This is a genomic window from Rhizobium sp. 18065, from assembly GCF_902706095.1.
Lineage (GTDB): Bacteria > Pseudomonadota > Alphaproteobacteria > Rhizobiales > Rhizobiaceae > Allorhizobium.
This window is the reverse complement of sequence record NZ_CACSJP010000005.1, coordinates 104,903-119,646: the sequence shown is the minus strand read 5'-3', so window position 1 is coordinate 119,646 and position 14,744 is coordinate 104,903. Positions and strand designations below refer to the sequence as shown.

Here is a 14,744-nt window from a genome sequence, read left to right as displayed (position 1 = left end):
CGGGGGCGGTCGACCATTGCGCAATCTGCGTTTCAAAATGACGAAGTGGCCGGTTCCCGGCCACTTTGCTTTTTCAGCAAGTCGAGCGCTTCGGCGTAGGTGACGCAGGCGACGTCCGGCATGTTGCAGACCTCACCGACTATCCTTTCCATCGCAGCCCAATAGGCGCCGCCGTTCATCTCGACGAAATGCAGGCCAATCTGCAGGGGGACGCGATCGCCGTTATACTGTCTGTCGAAGGCTGCGCGGAAGGCGTCATAGCTACGCGCCTCGAATTCGGCCGCCTTGCTCGGATGGTCGATGCCGGCGGAATGGCGGATGAAGAGATTGTAGTCCATCGCGACGATGCGGCGCTGTCTGGGGCCTTCCGGGATCAGCGGCAAGCCAAAGCGTGTCACGGATCCTTCGAGAGTGGGCAGGAGCGGATCGCGGGTGACGGGGCTGGCATCATAGCGGAAGCCATGTTCCCGCTCGGCTTCATAAAGGCTTTTGGGCGCCGACAGATAGGGTGCGCGGAAGCCGACGATACCCTTTGCGACAAATTCCGCCCAGGCAGCCGGTTCGCGATCGGACAGGCCGTTGTCTTTCCAGGCGTTAGTGAGCACACGGTCGAATGTTGCCATCTCGGTGAGCCAGTCCTGCTTGGACCAGTCCTTGCCGTCGAAATGACCGCATGTATGGCTGGCGATCTCATGGCCTTCCAGATGGGCGCTCCAGACATTATCGAGCCGCGCCGTCACATCGGCGACAGTGGGTGCAAAGCCGATATTGGAGCGGCCGGCCTTCTTGCCGGGAGCCTTGTAAGTGCTGGCGCGCGCGCGCGGGATCAGGGTCGTGCAGGAGAGGAAATAGGTGAACCGGGCATTGGAGCGCTTTGCAATGGCGCGGCTGCGTTCCCAGAGCCGGTTGTCATGGGCGCCGTCGAAGGAGATGAGCAGCAATTGCTTCGGCTTTTGCGCGCCCCCTGAGACAGTTGGCGCGACACCTGGTTTGACGCCCGATACTGGGCCGATTGTCGCAGGGCCATGCGGCTCGGCAACGGCGATGGATGCTGAGAGCGCAAGGGAAAGGGCGAAAATCGAACGCAACATGCTTTGGCCTGACGAAAATCAAAGCAGGCGTCCTCTCATTCAAATGCGGCGAAGCTTTGAACGGACTGGAATTTCACCGTCCGGACCAGTATGGCTTTGCCATTATCAATCGAAAGGTTTTCGCAGATGACGCTCCTGATTCTCGGTATCATCCTGTTCATCGGCGTGCACATGATCCGCGTCGTCGTTCCGGGCTTTCGCCAGGCGATGATTGCGAAACTGGGCCGCGGCGGATGGGGCGGGCTGCATTCAGTCCTGAGCATCGGGTCGCTTGCCGTGCTGGTCTGGGGCTATGCGGCTGCACCGATCGTCAATCTGTGGTTCCCGCCGATGGGCATGAACCATCTCACCGTCACGCTGATGCTGTTTGCCACGATCTGTCTGGTTGCCGGCCTGCTGCCGGCCGGTCACATCGCCATGAAGACCAAGCATCCGATGGTGCTGACGGTGAAAATCTGGGCGCTGGCGCATCTGCTGTCGAACGGTGATCTGCGTTCAGTCCTGCTGTTTGTCGCGTTTCTCGCCTGGGGCGTCGTGTTGCGGATCAACTACAAGCGCCGCCTGCGCGCCGGCGAGATCACGCCGCAGGCCTTCGTCTCGACCCGGTTCGACGCCTATGCCGTGGTCGGCGGCGTTGCGCTCTGGGCGCTGATCACCTTCTGGCTGCACGAGATCTTGATCGGTGTTGCACCGCTTGCCATGTGAGCCTTAAGCCTTTTGACGGTTTTCCCCTTACAAGCGGGCAAAAATCGGTTAGAAGGCCGCTCACGCAGTGAAATGCATGGAAAGGCCGGCAGCGTCCGGGAATGAGTATGGTTGACAACAACGACAGCTTTATCCGCGAAGTGAACGAGGAGCTGCGCTCCGACCAGGTGCGCAATGCCTGGAAGCGCTACAGCCGGTTCATCATCGCCGCCGCGGTGCTGATCGTTGTCGGCACGGCCGGTCATCGGGTTTGGAACCATTGGCACTCGACCCAGGCTTCGGATGCCGGCGACAAGTTCCTGGCAGCACTCAGCCTTGCGGATCAGGGCAAGAACGATGAGGCGGAAGCTGCATTGAAGGCGCTCGAGCAGGACGGCTACGGCGCTTACGGCGTGCTCGCCCGTTTCCGGGCAGCAACGGTTCTCGGCCAGAAGGGCGACCAGGCTGCAGCCGTGGCTTCCTTCCAGGCGATCAGCAAGGACACATCGGTTCCGGAGATCATCCGCAATACGGCGAAGATCCGTGCCGCCTGGCTGCTGGTCGATGCCGGTACCTATGAACAGGTTTCGGCCGAGGTTGAAGCCATGGCAACGCCGACCAATGCCCTGCGCCATGGCGCACGCGAAGCACTTGGTCTGTCTGCCTACAAGGCTGGCGACATGACCCGGGCCCGCGAATGGTTCGAACAGATCACCGAGGATTCCGAGGCGCCGCGCAATGTTGCGAACCGCGCCCAGATGCTTCTCGACAACATCACGGCTTCCGGCAAGGCGCCGTAAGCCAGCTTGGGCGTACGCGCCCGGAAGGACGAAGTTTCATGAGTTTCACCGTCGCCATCGTCGGGCGCCCGAATGTCGGCAAGTCGACGCTGTTCAACCGTCTGGTTGGCAAGAAGCTGGCGCTTGTCGATGACACGCCAGGGGTCACCCGCGACCGGCGTCCGGGCGATGCCAAGCTCGTGGACCTGCGTTTCACCATCATCGATACCGCAGGTCTCGAAGAGACCGGTCCCGATACGCTCGAGGGCCGCATGCGCGCCCAGACCGAACTGGCGATCGACGACGCGGACCTGACGCTGTTCGTGGTCGACGCCAAATTCGGCCTGACGCCGCTCGACAAGACGTTTGGCGAACTGCTGCGTCGCCGTGGCAAGCCGGTGGTGCTGGTGGCGAACAAGTCGGAAGCCAAGGGCTCCGATGGCGGTTTCTACGACGCCTATACGCTCGGGCTTGGCGAACCTGTTCCGATTTCGGCCGAACATGGCCAGGGCATGATCGATCTGCGCGATGCCATCGTCGAGGCGATCGGCGAAGACGTTGCCTTCCCGGAAGAAATCGACGAGCCGGAAACCGATGTCGACCTGCGTGGCGAAGAGGACTTCGACGACGACTATGAGCCGGAATACGACGACAGCAAGCCGCTGCGCGTGGCCATTATCGGCCGCCCGAATGCCGGCAAGTCGACGCTGATCAACCGTTTTCTCGGCGAAGACCGTCTGCTGACGGGACCGGAAGCCGGCATCACCCGCGACAGCATCTCGGTCGAGTGGGACTGGCGCGGACGGATGATCAAGATGTTCGACACCGCCGGCATGCGCAAGAAGGCGCGCGTCCAGGAGAAGCTTGAAAAGCTCTCGGTTGCCGATGCGTTGCGCTCGATCCGCTTTGCCGAAACCGTGGTGATCGTCTTCGATTCGACCATTCCGTTCGAAAAGCAGGATCTGCAACTGGTGGATCTGGTAATCCGCGAAGGCCGCGCTGCGGTTCTCGCATTCAATAAATGGGATCTGGTCGAGGATCCGCAGGCCGTTCTGGCCGAATTGCGCGAGAAGACCGATCGTCTTCTGGCGCAGGCGCGCGGCATTCGTGCCGTGCCGATGTCCGGCCAGACGGGCTATGGCCTCGACAAGCTGATGCAGGCCGTCATCGATACGGACCGCGTCTGGAACCGCCGCATCTCGACCGCCAAACTGAACCGCTGGCTGGACACGCAGCAGATCCAGCATCCGCCACCGGCAGTCTCCGGCCGTCGCCTGAAGCTGAAATACATGACGCAGATCAAGGCTCGTCCGCCGGCGTTCATGATTTCCTGCACGCGGCCGGAAGCGGTACCGGAAAGCTATATCCGCTACCTGACGAATGGTCTGCGCAATGATTTCGAGATGCCGGGCGTTCCGATCCGCATCCATTTCAAGGCGAGCGACAACCCGTTCGAGAACCGCAAGCGCAAACGCTGACAAGGTCTCGGCTAGATAGCGTCGGCATCCACTGATCGGGTGCTGAGCCGCTGGCGCAGGCCGCGTTTGCGCCTTTGTGTCTTGGCCTCCACGACATTGTCGAAGAACTGTTCGGTAGCGGCTTGCCAGGAATAGGTTTCCGCCAGCGTGCGAGCCGCCTCGGGTGAACCCTGCAAGGCGCTGAGGCAGGCGACCTGCAGGTCCTTGTCCAGCGCTCCAGCGGTCGAGCCTTGCGGAATGATGTCGACAGGACCGGTCACGGGATAGGCTGCGACCGGAACACCGGAGGCCAGCGCTTCGAGGATCGTATTGCCGAAGGTGTCGGTTTTGGACGGGAAGACGAAGACATCGGCTTCGGCATAGGCCCTGGCCAGATCTTCGCCATGCTTGACGCCGGTGAAATGCACATCCGGATAGCGGGCTTGCAGGTCGGCGCGAGCAGGGCCGTCGCCGACCACGACTTTCGAACCCGGCAGATCGAGATCGAGGAAGGCCGCGAGGTTCTTTTCCACCGCGACACGGCCGACCGTCATGAAGATCGGGCGCGGCAGGCCGAATGGCTTTTCGCTTTTCGGGCGCGGGTGGAAGTTTAGGGTATCGATGCCACGGCTCCACAGGCATAGGTTTTTAACGCCAAGCGCCGAGAGTTCGTTGCGCAGGCTCTCTGTCGCCACCATGCAGGCGCCGCTGCGATTGTGGAACCAGCGCACATAGGCATAGAGCCACGATGCGCGAACCGGGAGGCGGGCCGCGACATATTCGGGAAAGCGGGTGTGGTAGCTGGTGGAAAACGGTTGCTTGTTGCGGATGCACCAATGTCGGGCCATCAAGCCGAGCGGGCCCTCGGTTGCGATATGCACATAGTCGGGCTGCTGGCTCTTGATTATCCTGCCCACCTGTCCGGGCGTGGCAAGCGATAGACGGATTTCCGGATAGGTCGGCATGGGTATGCTCGAGAACGGCTCGGGCGTGACCATGGAGACGGTGACGCCCATCTTGCTGAGTTCGCGATTGGTGTTTTCGATCGAGCGCACCACACCATTGACTTGCGGGTGCCAGGCATCGGTGACGATGGTCAGTCTCGGCATGGCGGATCGCGTTTTCCGGAATCGCATCACGGGCTTGGAGCGATTCCTGCAAGTTTTTCCTGCAAACGATATGGCGGTGGAACATTACAGCTTGATGTCAGTCTTAACCTGACAGCTGACTTGCCACTCGCGCCGGCGCTGTGCTCACCTATAGTACGTGGACCGTGTCCCGCCGCTGATTCCCGCCAAAAGGATTTCTCGATGACCAAGAGCACCACCAAGACTGCCGCCACCGCAAAGACGACAGACTGGTGGCGCGGGGCGGTGATCTATCAGGTCTATCCGCGCTCCTTCCAGGATACCAATGGCGACGGCATCGGCGACATCAAGGGTATTACCGAACGGCTGCCCTATATCGCCTCGCTCGGTGTCGATGCGATCTGGTTGTCGCCCTTTTTCACCTCGCCGATGGCCGACATGGGCTACGACGTGTCCGACTACTGCGATGTCGATCCGATGTTCGGGACGCTGGCCGATTTCGATGCGATGATGAACGAGGCGCATCGTCTCGGACTGAAGGTGATGATCGACCAGGTGATCTCGCACACGTCTGACCAGCATCCGTGGTTCAAGGAAAGCCGTGCCAGCCGCGATAATCCGAAAGCGGACTGGTATGTCTGGGCTGCGGCAAAGCCGGATGGGACAGCGCCGAACAACTGGCTTTCCGTTTTCGGTGGGCCGGCCTGGGAATGGGATGGCGTGCGCAAGCAGTATTTCATGCACAACTTCCTCGGCTCGCAGCCGGACCTCAACTTCCACAACAAGGAGGTGCAGAAGGCGCTGCTGGAAACCGTCAGGTTCTGGCTCGATCGTGGCGTCGACGGCTTTCGCCTGGATACGGTGAACTACTATTTCCACGACAAGGAGCTGCGGGACAATCCACCGCATGCGCCGGACAGCGAGGAGGCCGGCCTCGACGCGCCGGACGTCAATCCTTACGGTATGCAGAGCCACTTGTACGACAAGACGCAGCCGGAGAATATCGAATTTCTCAAGCGTTTCCGGGCGCTTCTCGACGAGTATGAAGGTCGCACGACCGTTGGTGAAGTCGGGGACGGCGCGCGTTCGCTGAAGACCGTGGCCGCCTATACGGCCGGCGGCGACAAGCTGCACATGTGTTACACGTTCGACCTGCTCGGTCCGGATTTTACCCCGTCGCATATCCGTCATTGCGTCCAGTCGTTCCAAAACCAGGTGGCCGATGGCTGGGTGTGCTGGGCGTTTTCAAACCATGACGTGAACCGGCATGTCAGCCGCTTCATGCAAAATGCCGACGAGCGGGCTGCGGTTGCCAAGCTTGCGATCAGCGTGCTGTCGACACTGCGCGGTTCAGTCTGCCTGTACCAGGGGGAAGAACTGGGGCTGCCGGAAGCCGAATTGCAATTCGAGGATCTGCGTGACCCCTATGGCATCCGGTTCTGGCCGGCGTTCAAGGGGCGCGACGGATGCCGCACGCCGATGGTCTGGGACAAGTCCAGGAAGCAGGCAGGCTTCACCTCCGGCAAGCCGTGGTTGCCGGTATCTGCCGAACACCAGTCCCTTTCGGTGAGTGCGCAGGAGAACGATCCAGACTCGGTTCTCTCGCACTACCGCGCAGCACTCGCCTTTCGTAAATCCCATGCCGCGCTTGCCGATGGCGACATGCATTTCCTGGCCACTAACGAGGATGTGCTGGCCTTCACCCGTTCCATGGGCGACGAGCGGCTGTTGTTCCTCTTCAATCTGCGTCGTGGACCGCAGGAGATCTCGCTGCCGGAACACCTGAGCGTCAAGCAGGTCTTGGCGCTTCCGGGCATGGAGGGCAAGGTCAAGGATGGATCGGTGATGCTCGGCGCATTGGATGGCTTCTGCGCCAAGATCTGAGTTTCTGCTCTGAGGCCCAGATCTGGGGCTCAGATCTGGGAATCAGGCTTCGGCCAACTGGTCCGGCTGGCTTTTCAACCGGTTGACATCGGCGAGCGGCGGCGCGCCGAACTGCCGGCGGTATTCCCGGCTGAACTGTGACGGACTGTCATAACCGACCCTGCGGCCGGCCGTTGCTGCATCCATCGCTTCGGTCAGGATCAGCCGACGTCCTTCCTGCAGCCGCAACTGCTTCTGATATTGCAGCGGGCTCATGTTGGTCATGGCGCGGAAATGCTCGTGCAGCGACGAACTGCTCATCCGGGCTTCCATCGCCAGGGCCTCGATCGAGAAGGGCCTGTGAAAGTTGTTGCGGATCCAGTTGATCGCGCGATTGACGTTCTGCAGCCGGTGGTTCGGGGTCAGCATCTGATGCAGCAGGCCCACATGTTCGCCGCGCAGCAACAGGTAGAGAAGTTCGCGTTCAACCAGAGGTGCGAGAAAAGGAATGTCCTGCGGTCGGTCGAGCAGACCTACTAGGCGAACCGCTGCATCGTGCAAGGCTGCCGGGGTCTCGGCGACGCCCAGCGGCTTGCAGGATGGTGTGGTCTGGGCGATCGGCGCATTCATTTCCAGGACCAGCGTGCCCAGCAATGAAAGGTCGAGGTCGAGCTTCATGCAGAGATACGGCTCGTCGATGCTCGCCTCGCAGACATTGCCAATCACCGGCAGATCGAGTGAGACGACCAGATGGTGACCCGCGCCATATTCCAGCATATTTTCGCAGACTTTAAGCTGCTTGCGCCCCTGCGCTATGATGCAGATGGCTGGCTTGTGCACGCCATGCCACGGCTCGCTCGGCTGGCTGGCGCGGATCAGCGTCAGGCGCGGCACAGCCGTTGCCTGTAATCCTTCCTCGCTGGCGTGTCGTGCAATCATGTCACGCAATGCAGTCGACATTGTCATCTTGTCCTTACTCTGAGGTTCCAGCTTCCGGTCGCTTCCAGTGTCTAACTAGGGATTGCCACGTTTCCTGCCAATTGGAGTATTATGCAATTCGGAGGATTGTGCAATCCTTTCGGGCGTCTGTTCTACCGCTTCCGGGATCCGGTTCCCCATATGGAACTCACCCGACGATGGCCGGCGGGGACGAGATCCCAGGAGGATGTTTCATGACTGCTCTTCAATACCTGCTGGAAAGCCCATTGCGTTGGATACTGTCGGGAAGCCGACAGGTGTTTGCCTCGATCAAGAACAGTTACGCCGAGTGGCGCGATGCGGATGAGCGGAGACATGGCCTCAATGGCTGATCTGCCGCATGCCACACCGGGGTTGGTGGTGCTGATCGCCGCACTCGCATTCCTTGCCTTTTTTGTCCTGGTGCCTGTCCGCGCGGACCGGCACCAGTTTATCGATCTTCAGGAGAACGACATGGCCAATCACCCTTACGTCGGATTGTGGGTTACCGGAGACGGTCACATTCGTCACGAACTTTTGCCGAGTGGGCGTTATATCGAGGGTCGCGGCAGCCGCGAGCGTGCCTATGTGGGGCGCTACGAGGTCCGCGGCAGCCAGATCAACTATTGGGACGACAGCGGCTTCATCGCCGATGGTGAATTCCGCAGTGACATCCTCTACCACGGAGGCATGGTGCTCTACCGGCACTGACAACCAGCGAAATACCGGGCGAGGGTCACATGCCCTCGTCCGGTATGTTCAAGACATGACCGCATGCCTTGCAGTGAACCGCATCGGCATCGTGACGCTGCAGGCCGCATTCGGGGCAGGGAAATGACACCTTGTAGGGACGGACGATCGCCTGGGCGAGGCGGACGAACAGCGATATTCCGATGATCATGGTGACGATCGAGGTCAGTTTGCCCGCAGTGCCGGGCAGGGTGATGTCGCCGAAGCCGGTTGTGGTGACGGTTGCCACGGTGAAATAAAGCGCATCGATGAAGCCGGAACCGGCATCTTCCGCATAGAAGAAGAAGGTATAGACGAAGCCGGTCACCAGGAAGAGAAAGACGAGAAGGTTGATGAAGGCGGTGACCACATCGACCTGTTCGCGCAGGCCGAGGCGGCGCAGCATCAAGGTGAAAACCGGCCGCTGCACGACGGCCCAGATGCGGGCGACGCGCAGGAAGGCGAAGTTGAACAGCCATTGTGGAAACAGCAGCGTTCCAAGCACGAAGATATCGATCCAGGTCATCGGCTTGGTGATGAACCGGCGCGTGCTGGGTGAAGCCGACCACTGGGCGATCAATTCGAGGGCAATCCAGATGGCGATGCCGTAGTCGAGGATCAGATAGGTCGGCCGATCACGCAGATAAGGACCGGCGAGAAAGAAGCCGATGATCGCCAGATCGATCACCATCAAGGCAGCTTGAAAGCGGATTGCTGCCGTATGATGACCGAAATACAGGTTGGCGAGGCGTTGGCGGAGATTGGTCAGGGGCTGAGAGCTCATGGTGTGGTCATCAAGGCCTTCGAGAGTGATAGCGATGGATGGATTGTATTTGTTTGTCTCTCGCAGCAAGAGCCTGGTTTGGCAGTCGATGTCGCTGAGGGCACGCTGTTGCGAATTTTATTGCTTTATAAGCTTGTCGTAGCCCGCATGCGAACCAATCCAGAACCATACGAAATCATCCCCATCCCGTATTGCCAGTGCACGCCACGATTTTCCGACCCTTGCGGACCAAACGCGTCCGAGCGGCTTGAAATGCAAAGACGGGTGTCTGGGATCAGTGCGCAACAACTCGAATTGAATGTCGGCGAGCTCCCGAATGTGGCGTGGCAGCCGGTGGTATTCTTCCCAGAAAGCGGCTGTCGCATGGTGTTTCACAGCGGCCGCGTCTTGCCAGCGCGAAAATCTACAAGAACCTCTTTCGCAAGCTTATCCAGTTTGCCCGTGGCGTCATCCTCTTCGATCTGACGATCCCAACGTGCAGCCTGGAAGCTGTCAAACCAGTCGGAAAAGGCGGCGAGATCTTTTGAGCTTAGCTCGGCGACTGATTTTTCAATTTGTTCAAGTTTGGTCATGGATGGTTTCGATCCTTTCGTTCCATCGCTGCGACGGACAGTATCGATTTCGGTCGCTGTAAACACCCAACAGTCCGATGATGTACATGACGTCGTCCGGGTGATTGCCATGAATGTCCGTCGCGTGGAATTGGTCGTTTTCCCAATGCTGATACCAGGCTTCTCAACGCCTTCTGGTCCAGCAAAAGATGATATGCGATGCCAGCGCAACCTACCCAATCAGGCAGAATTTGTCGACATCGACCATGCCCTTGTCGGAGATCTTCAGGTGCGGGATGACCGGTAGCGGCAGGAAGGCGACCTGGAGGAAGGGTTCCTGCAGGGTGGTGCCAAGCGCGTAGGCTGCCTTGCGCAGTTCGTGCAGCGTGTCACGGACGCTTTCGTATGGCTCGAGGCTCATCAGGCCGGCGACGGGCAGCGGGATTTCGCCTGTCACCTTGCCATCCTCGACGACGACGAAGCCGCCCTTGATGTCGCCGAGCCGGTTCGCGGCGATGGCCATGTCGTCTTCCGAGACGCCGACGACGCAGATATTGTGGCTGTCATGGCCAACGGTCGAGGCGATCGCGCCTTTCTTCAAGCCGAAACCTTGAACGAAGCCGTTGGCGTGATTGCCGTTCTTGCCGTGGCGCTCGATGACGGCGACCTTGATGATGTCGTTTTCGAGGTCGACGGTCGTCTGATTGCCGGACGAAGGCAGGCGGTAACGCCGGTATTCGGTGATAATCTTGCCGGGCAGCACGCCCATGACCGGGGTCTCGCCTTGTGTGACCGGCACGCCGAAATCAGCCGATTTGACGATGCGCGCCTTGACGCTGTCGAGGCCGACGGGCGCTACGGGCTGGCGGGTGGCAAAGAGTTTCGAGGTGACACGGCGACCACCGGCAAAGACGATCTCGGCCTTGCAGTTTTCCAGGCTGTCGACCACGACCAGATCGGCGCGCCATCCGGGTGCGACGAGGCCACGGTCGCGGAGCCCGAAGGCACGGGCTGCCGAAATCGAGGCGGCGCGGTAGATCGCGAGCGGCTCGACGCCATGGGCGATTGCCGTGCGGATCATGTAGTCGAGATGGCCTTCCTCGGCGATGTCGAGCGGGTTGCGGTCATCGGTGCAAAGGGCCAGGAACGGTGACAGGCGTTCGGTGATGATCGGCAGCAGCGCGTGCAGATCTTTCGACACAGACCCTTCGCGCACCAGGATATGCATGCCCTTGCGGATCTTCTCCATTGCCTCGTCGGCGGTGGTGCATTCGTGCTCGGTGCGAATGCCGGCAGAGAGGTAGCCGTTCAGGTCGAGCCCACGCAGCAGCGGTGCATGGCCGTCGATATGGCCGCCCTGGAAGGCTTCGAGCTTGGCCATGCAGATCGGATCCTTGTGGATCACGCCCGGAAAATTCATGAATTCGGCCAGACCGATGACCTTTGGATGATCGCGAAAGGGCAGCAGGCTTTCGATCGGCAAGTCGGCGCCTGCGGTTTCCAGATGTGTCGCAGGCACGCAGGAGGAGAGCTGGACGCGAATGTCCATGATCGTCTGCTCGGCGCTGTCGAGGAAGAACTGGATGCCTTCGGCGCCGAGCACATTGGCGATCTCGTGCGGGTCGCAGATCACGGTTGTGACGCCATAGGGCAGAACGCAGCGGTCGAACTCATGCGGCGTCACGAGTGACGATTCGATATGCAGGTGGGTGTCGATGAAGCCGGGGACGACGATCCTGCCGGTGATGTCGATTTCTTCAACGCCGACATAGGCGCCGCCGGTGCCGACAACGGTATCGCCGCAAATGGCGATATCCGATGCGACGAGTTCACCGGTAACGAGATCGAAGAAGCGTCCGCCCTTCAGCACGATGTCGGCCGGTTCGCGGCCGGTGCCCTGGTCGATGCGATGTTCGAGATTGCTCATGGGCGTTCACTCCGATTCCTGCGTTTGGCCGACTGTAGCGGCTCGCATATCACAGGGGAATGGCGCCGAGGCGTCAGTCGAAAATCTCGACGGTAAATGCGAAACGCATGCTGTCACCGGCGGCCAGCGCAACCGTGAACGGGCGCTCGACCAGTTCGGCCGTGCCGCCCGCATGGGCGGCCATGCCGTGCCATGGCTCGACGCAGAGGAAAGGCGCGCCGGGTTTCTGCCAGAGCGCGATATTGGGCAGGTTCTCGAAGGTGAAATGCAGGGCGGGGCCATCCTCCGCCGCAAAGGTAAGACCGGTACCGGCACCTTCCGGGAAGATCAGAGCGTCATTGTCAAACAGCGCATGGTCCAGTTGAAGCCTGCCCGCTTTGAACGGTGACGTGTCGAGCGTCTTGCCGATCAGCCCGCCTTCAAGCTGAATGACCAGCGGTTCCGCCCTATTGTCGAGAACGACCGCGTGCGATTTTCCTTCGGCGCCCGGCAAGGGCCAGAGGAATGCGGGATGGAAACCGATGGCGAAGGGCAGGGGCGTGTCCGATGGGTTGCACACTTCTGCCGCGACCGTCAGCCTGCGGCCGTCAAGCACATGCGTGAGGGTCAGGCGGAAATCGAACGGGTAGGCTTTTTTCGTTGCTTCATTCGATATCAGTTCATGGCGGCATGAACTGGCCGTACTCTCTACCAAGGCGAACTCCAGTCGCCTGGCAATGCCATGCTGGCCCATCGGATAGGTCTGGCCGCTGACGGCCAGGGTATCATTCGGGGCCTTGCCGACGATCGGGAAGAGCACGGGAGAGCGGCCCGTCCACCATGTCGCATCACCGTTCCACAGCCAGGAGCGGCCATCCTTGCTCGATAGCGACTGCATTTCGGCACCGAGACTGGACACCGCGACGGCCAGATAGTCGTTTTCAATGTGGATCAGGTCCGGCACGGGATTTCCTTCGGCTGGGAAACAGGTCTGCCGAGATTAGCGCATCGATCTGCAAAGCGGTAATGTTTTTCCCAAGACCTGCTGCGTGAAATCAATGGCTTAAAGCGTGGCGCTCCTAGATGAATGCATCAGAGGTCGACCAATGTGGATCAATCCAGAATGCAATCACGCCCCTTACGCAGTCGATCGGACATTCGACAGGTGAACCGGACGTTTTTTGGCGTTCGGTGCACCTGTCGAAACCTTAGAACGCTGTGACCACGAAGTAGAATGCCGCCGAGATGATGGCTGCGGCCGGCAGCGTCACGAACCAGGCGATCACGATGTTGCCGGCCAGCCCCCAGCGTACCGCCGCCGTGCGCTTGGCTGCACCAACGCCGATGATGGCGCCGGTGATCGTGTGGGTCGTCGAGACAGGAATGCCAAGCCATGTCGCGCCGAACAAGGTCAGCGCACCGCCGGTTTCGGCGCAGAAACCCTGCATCGGGTTCAGCTTGGTTATTTTCGAACCCATGGTGTGAACAATCTTCCAGCCGCCGAACAGGGTGCCGAGTGCCATGGCGGACTGGCAGGATATCACCACCCAGAACGGAACGTGGAATTCCGGCCCGAGATAGCCTTGGCTGAACAGCAGCACGGCGATGATGCCCATCGTCTTTTGCGCATCGTTGCCGCCGTGGCCGAGCGAATAGAGCGATGCGGAGATGAATTGCAGGACGCGGAAGGTCTTGTCGACGGCAAAGGGCGTCTGGCGGACAAAGATCCAGGCCACCGCCAGCATCAGAAACAGAGCCAGCAGGAAGCCGATCATCGGCGACAGGAAGATCGCACCGACCGTCTTCGACAGGCCGCTCCAGACGATGGAACTGAAGCCGGTCTTGGCGAGCCCGGCGCCGACAAGGCCACCGATAAGGGCATGCGACGACGACGACGGAATGCCGAAATGCCAGGTGATGATGTTCCAGATGATCGCGCCCATCAGTGCCGCAAAGATCACCGCCGGCGAGACGATCTGCGGATCGATAATGCCTTTCCCGAGGGTTTCGGCGACATGCAGGCCGAAGAACATGAAGGCGATGAAATTGAAGAATGCCGCCCAGGCGACGGCATATTGCGGCCGCAGAACGCGAGTCGATACGATCGTGGCGATCGAGTTCGCTGCGTCATGCAGGCCGTTGAGGAAGTCGAAGAACAGCGCAATGCCGATCAGGGCGATCAGCAGCGGAAGTGCGAGCGTGGCATCCATCAGACGTTCTCGATCAAGATGCCACTGATTTCGTTGGCAACGTCCTCGAAGCGGTCGACCACCTTTTCCAGTTCGCCGTAAATCTCTGCGCCGATCATGTACGCCATGGCATTGCCGGTGGCACCATGGCGGCGGTACAGTTCCTTGAGGCCCTGATTGTACAATTCATCTGAATGGCCTTCCACCTTCGTCACCTGTTCGGCAATGGCGGTCAGGCGCTGGACGTTGGCGCCGAGCTTGTCGAGCAGCGGAATGGCTTCGGCAATCAGATGTGAGGCCTGGACGATGACCTTGCCCATTTCCTGCATGATCGGGTCGAAGCTTGTCTGTTCATAGAGGCGTACGGTTCTGACCGTCTTGTGCATCATGTCGATGGCATCGTCCATGGACTGGATCAGGTCCTTGATGTCACCTCGGTCAAACGGCGTAATGAAGCTGCGACGCACGGCAAGCAGCACCTCCCGCGTGATGTCGTCGGCTTTGTCCTCGAGCGCGATGATGCGGTCGCCATTGCTTTCGATGTTCGTGCCTGACAGCAGTTCGCCCAGAGCTTCGGCGGCGTCGACCACGGTGCGGGCATGGGCTGCGAACATATCGAAGAAGCGGTCTTCGCGGGGGAGCATTTTACGGAACAGGTTCAGCATA

At 60.2% G+C, this 14,744-nt stretch carries 16 protein-coding genes; 6 read left to right on the top strand and 10 right to left on the bottom strand.

Annotated features, from left to right (window positions below; all coding sequences use genetic code 11):
• Positions 1-32: 32 nt before the first annotated feature.
• Entirely contained in the window at positions 33-1,091 is a 1,059-nt protein-coding gene (locus tag GVK95_RS13665) for a polysaccharide deacetylase family protein (protein WP_159950513.1), read from the bottom strand.
• Positions 1,092-1,217: 126 nt separating this feature from the next.
• On the opposite strand from GVK95_RS13665, the gene GVK95_RS13660 reads away from it, so the two are divergent.
• The 3 genes from GVK95_RS13660 (at position 1,218) to der (ending at position 4,032) form a co-directional block, all read left to right on the top strand.
• Entirely contained in the window at positions 1,218-1,796 is a 579-nt protein-coding gene (locus GVK95_RS13660) for an NnrU family protein (protein ID WP_159950511.1), read from the top strand.
• A 107-nt stretch (positions 1,797-1,903) separates the two neighbouring features.
• Complete coding sequence (locus tag GVK95_RS13655) at positions 1,904-2,575, top strand: tetratricopeptide repeat protein (RefSeq protein ID WP_159950509.1); 672 nt, start codon at positions 1,904-1,906, stop codon at positions 2,573-2,575.
• A 38-nt stretch (positions 2,576-2,613) separates the two neighbouring features.
• The gene (gene der, locus GVK95_RS13650; protein ID WP_159950507.1) at positions 2,614-4,032 is read left to right on the top strand and encodes a ribosome biogenesis GTPase Der; all 1,419 of its coding nucleotides are present in this window, start codon (positions 2,614-2,616) and stop codon (positions 4,030-4,032) included.
• Positions 4,033-4,043: 11 nt separating this feature from the next.
• Here the strand turns inward: der and GVK95_RS13645 are convergent, their stop codons facing one another.
• Positions 4,044-5,120: a glycosyltransferase family 1 protein gene (locus tag GVK95_RS13645; protein ID WP_159950505.1), complete on the bottom strand. Its 1,077-nt coding sequence runs from the start codon at positions 5,118-5,120 to the stop codon at positions 4,044-4,046.
• Between the two features lie 201 nt (positions 5,121-5,321).
• On the opposite strand from GVK95_RS13645, the gene GVK95_RS13640 reads away from it, so the two are divergent.
• Positions 5,322-6,983: an alpha-glucosidase family protein gene (locus GVK95_RS13640; protein ID WP_159950503.1), complete on the top strand. Its 1,662-nt coding sequence runs from the start codon at positions 5,322-5,324 to the stop codon at positions 6,981-6,983.
• Positions 6,984-7,025: 42 nt separating this feature from the next.
• Here GVK95_RS13640 and GVK95_RS13635 read toward each other — a convergent pair whose 3' ends face one another.
• Positions 7,026-7,922, bottom strand: a complete 897-nt coding sequence (locus tag GVK95_RS13635) for an AraC family transcriptional regulator (protein WP_159950501.1) — start codon at positions 7,920-7,922, stop codon at positions 7,026-7,028.
• A gap of 212 nt (positions 7,923-8,134) precedes the next feature.
• On the opposite strand from GVK95_RS13635, the gene GVK95_RS13630 reads away from it, so the two are divergent.
• The gene (locus tag GVK95_RS13630) at positions 8,135-8,272 is read left to right on the top strand and encodes a hypothetical protein (protein ID WP_159950499.1); all 138 of its coding nucleotides are present in this window, start codon (positions 8,135-8,137) and stop codon (positions 8,270-8,272) included.
• Positions 8,265-8,630, top strand: coding sequence for an Atu4866 domain-containing protein (locus tag GVK95_RS13625; protein ID WP_159950497.1), 366 nt, complete (start codon positions 8,265-8,267; stop codon positions 8,628-8,630). Before GVK95_RS13630 ends, GVK95_RS13625 begins: the two co-directional genes overlap by 8 nt.
• Positions 8,631-8,655: 25 nt before the next feature.
• Here the strand turns inward: GVK95_RS13625 and GVK95_RS13620 are convergent, their stop codons facing one another.
• The 7 genes from GVK95_RS13620 to GVK95_RS13595 form a co-directional block, all read right to left on the bottom strand.
• Positions 8,656-9,432: a potassium channel family protein gene (locus GVK95_RS13620; RefSeq protein ID WP_159950495.1), complete on the bottom strand. Its 777-nt coding sequence runs from the start codon at positions 9,430-9,432 to the stop codon at positions 8,656-8,658.
• A gap of 117 nt (positions 9,433-9,549) precedes the next feature.
• Positions 9,550-9,807 (bottom strand): hypothetical protein, encoded by a 258-nt coding sequence (locus GVK95_RS25280; RefSeq protein ID WP_244618765.1) that lies wholly within the window; start codon positions 9,805-9,807, stop codon positions 9,550-9,552.
• Positions 9,804-10,004 (bottom strand): hypothetical protein, encoded by a 201-nt coding sequence (locus tag GVK95_RS13615; protein ID WP_159950493.1) that lies wholly within the window; start codon positions 10,002-10,004, stop codon positions 9,804-9,806. Before GVK95_RS13615 ends, GVK95_RS25280 begins: the two co-directional genes overlap by 4 nt.
• 211 nt (positions 10,005-10,215) lie before the next feature.
• Positions 10,216-11,910, bottom strand: a complete 1,695-nt coding sequence (gene ade / locus GVK95_RS13610) for an adenine deaminase (protein ID WP_159950491.1) — start codon at positions 11,908-11,910, stop codon at positions 10,216-10,218.
• 73 nt (positions 11,911-11,983) lie between these two features.
• On the bottom strand, positions 11,984-12,853 hold the full coding sequence (locus tag GVK95_RS13605; RefSeq protein ID WP_159950489.1) for an aldose 1-epimerase family protein: 870 nt from the start codon (positions 12,851-12,853) through the stop codon (positions 11,984-11,986).
• Between the two features lie 244 nt (positions 12,854-13,097).
• Complete coding sequence (locus tag GVK95_RS13600) at positions 13,098-14,099, bottom strand: inorganic phosphate transporter (protein ID WP_159950487.1); 1,002 nt, start codon at positions 14,097-14,099, stop codon at positions 13,098-13,100.
• The gene (locus GVK95_RS13595; RefSeq protein WP_159950485.1) at positions 14,099-14,743 is read right to left on the bottom strand and encodes a DUF47 domain-containing protein; all 645 of its coding nucleotides are present in this window, start codon (positions 14,741-14,743) and stop codon (positions 14,099-14,101) included. Before GVK95_RS13595 ends, GVK95_RS13600 begins: the two co-directional genes overlap by 1 nt.
• Position 14,744: the final 1 nt, after the last annotated feature.

Bases quoted from the DNA above. Each gene is read 5' to 3' on its own strand.
- GVK95_RS13665 (WP_159950513.1), bottom strand. From the start codon at position 1,091: ATGTTGCGTTCGATTTTCGCCCTTTCCCTTGCGCTCTCAGCATCCATC.
- GVK95_RS13660 (WP_159950511.1), top strand. From the start codon at position 1,218: ATGACGCTCCTGATTCTCGGTATCATCCTGTTCATCGGCGTGCACATG.
- GVK95_RS13655 (WP_159950509.1), top strand. From the start codon at position 1,904: ATGGTTGACAACAACGACAGCTTTATCCGCGAAGTGAACGAGGAGCTG.
- der (WP_159950507.1), top strand. From the start codon at position 2,614: ATGAGTTTCACCGTCGCCATCGTCGGGCGCCCGAATGTCGGCAAGTCG.
- GVK95_RS13645 (WP_159950505.1), bottom strand. From the start codon at position 5,120: ATGCCGAGACTGACCATCGTCACCGATGCCTGGCACCCGCAAGTCAAT.
- GVK95_RS13640 (WP_159950503.1), top strand. From the start codon at position 5,322: ATGACCAAGAGCACCACCAAGACTGCCGCCACCGCAAAGACGACAGAC.
- GVK95_RS13635 (WP_159950501.1), bottom strand. From the start codon at position 7,922: ATGTCGACTGCATTGCGTGACATGATTGCACGACACGCCAGCGAGGAA.
- GVK95_RS13630 (WP_159950499.1), top strand. From the start codon at position 8,135: ATGACTGCTCTTCAATACCTGCTGGAAAGCCCATTGCGTTGGATACTG.
- GVK95_RS13625 (WP_159950497.1), top strand. From the start codon at position 8,265: ATGGCTGATCTGCCGCATGCCACACCGGGGTTGGTGGTGCTGATCGCC.
- GVK95_RS13620 (WP_159950495.1), bottom strand. From the start codon at position 9,432: ATGAGCTCTCAGCCCCTGACCAATCTCCGCCAACGCCTCGCCAACCTG.
- GVK95_RS13615 (WP_159950493.1), bottom strand. From the start codon at position 10,004: ATGACCAAACTTGAACAAATTGAAAAATCAGTCGCCGAGCTAAGCTCA.
- ade (WP_159950491.1), bottom strand. From the start codon at position 11,910: ATGAGCAATCTCGAACATCGCATCGACCAGGGCACCGGCCGCGAACCG.
- GVK95_RS13600 (WP_159950487.1), bottom strand. From the start codon at position 14,099: ATGGATGCCACGCTCGCACTTCCGCTGCTGATCGCCCTGATCGGCATT.
- GVK95_RS13595 (WP_159950485.1), bottom strand. From the start codon at position 14,743: ATGCTGAACCTGTTCCGTAAAATGCTCCCCCGCGAAGACCGCTTCTTC.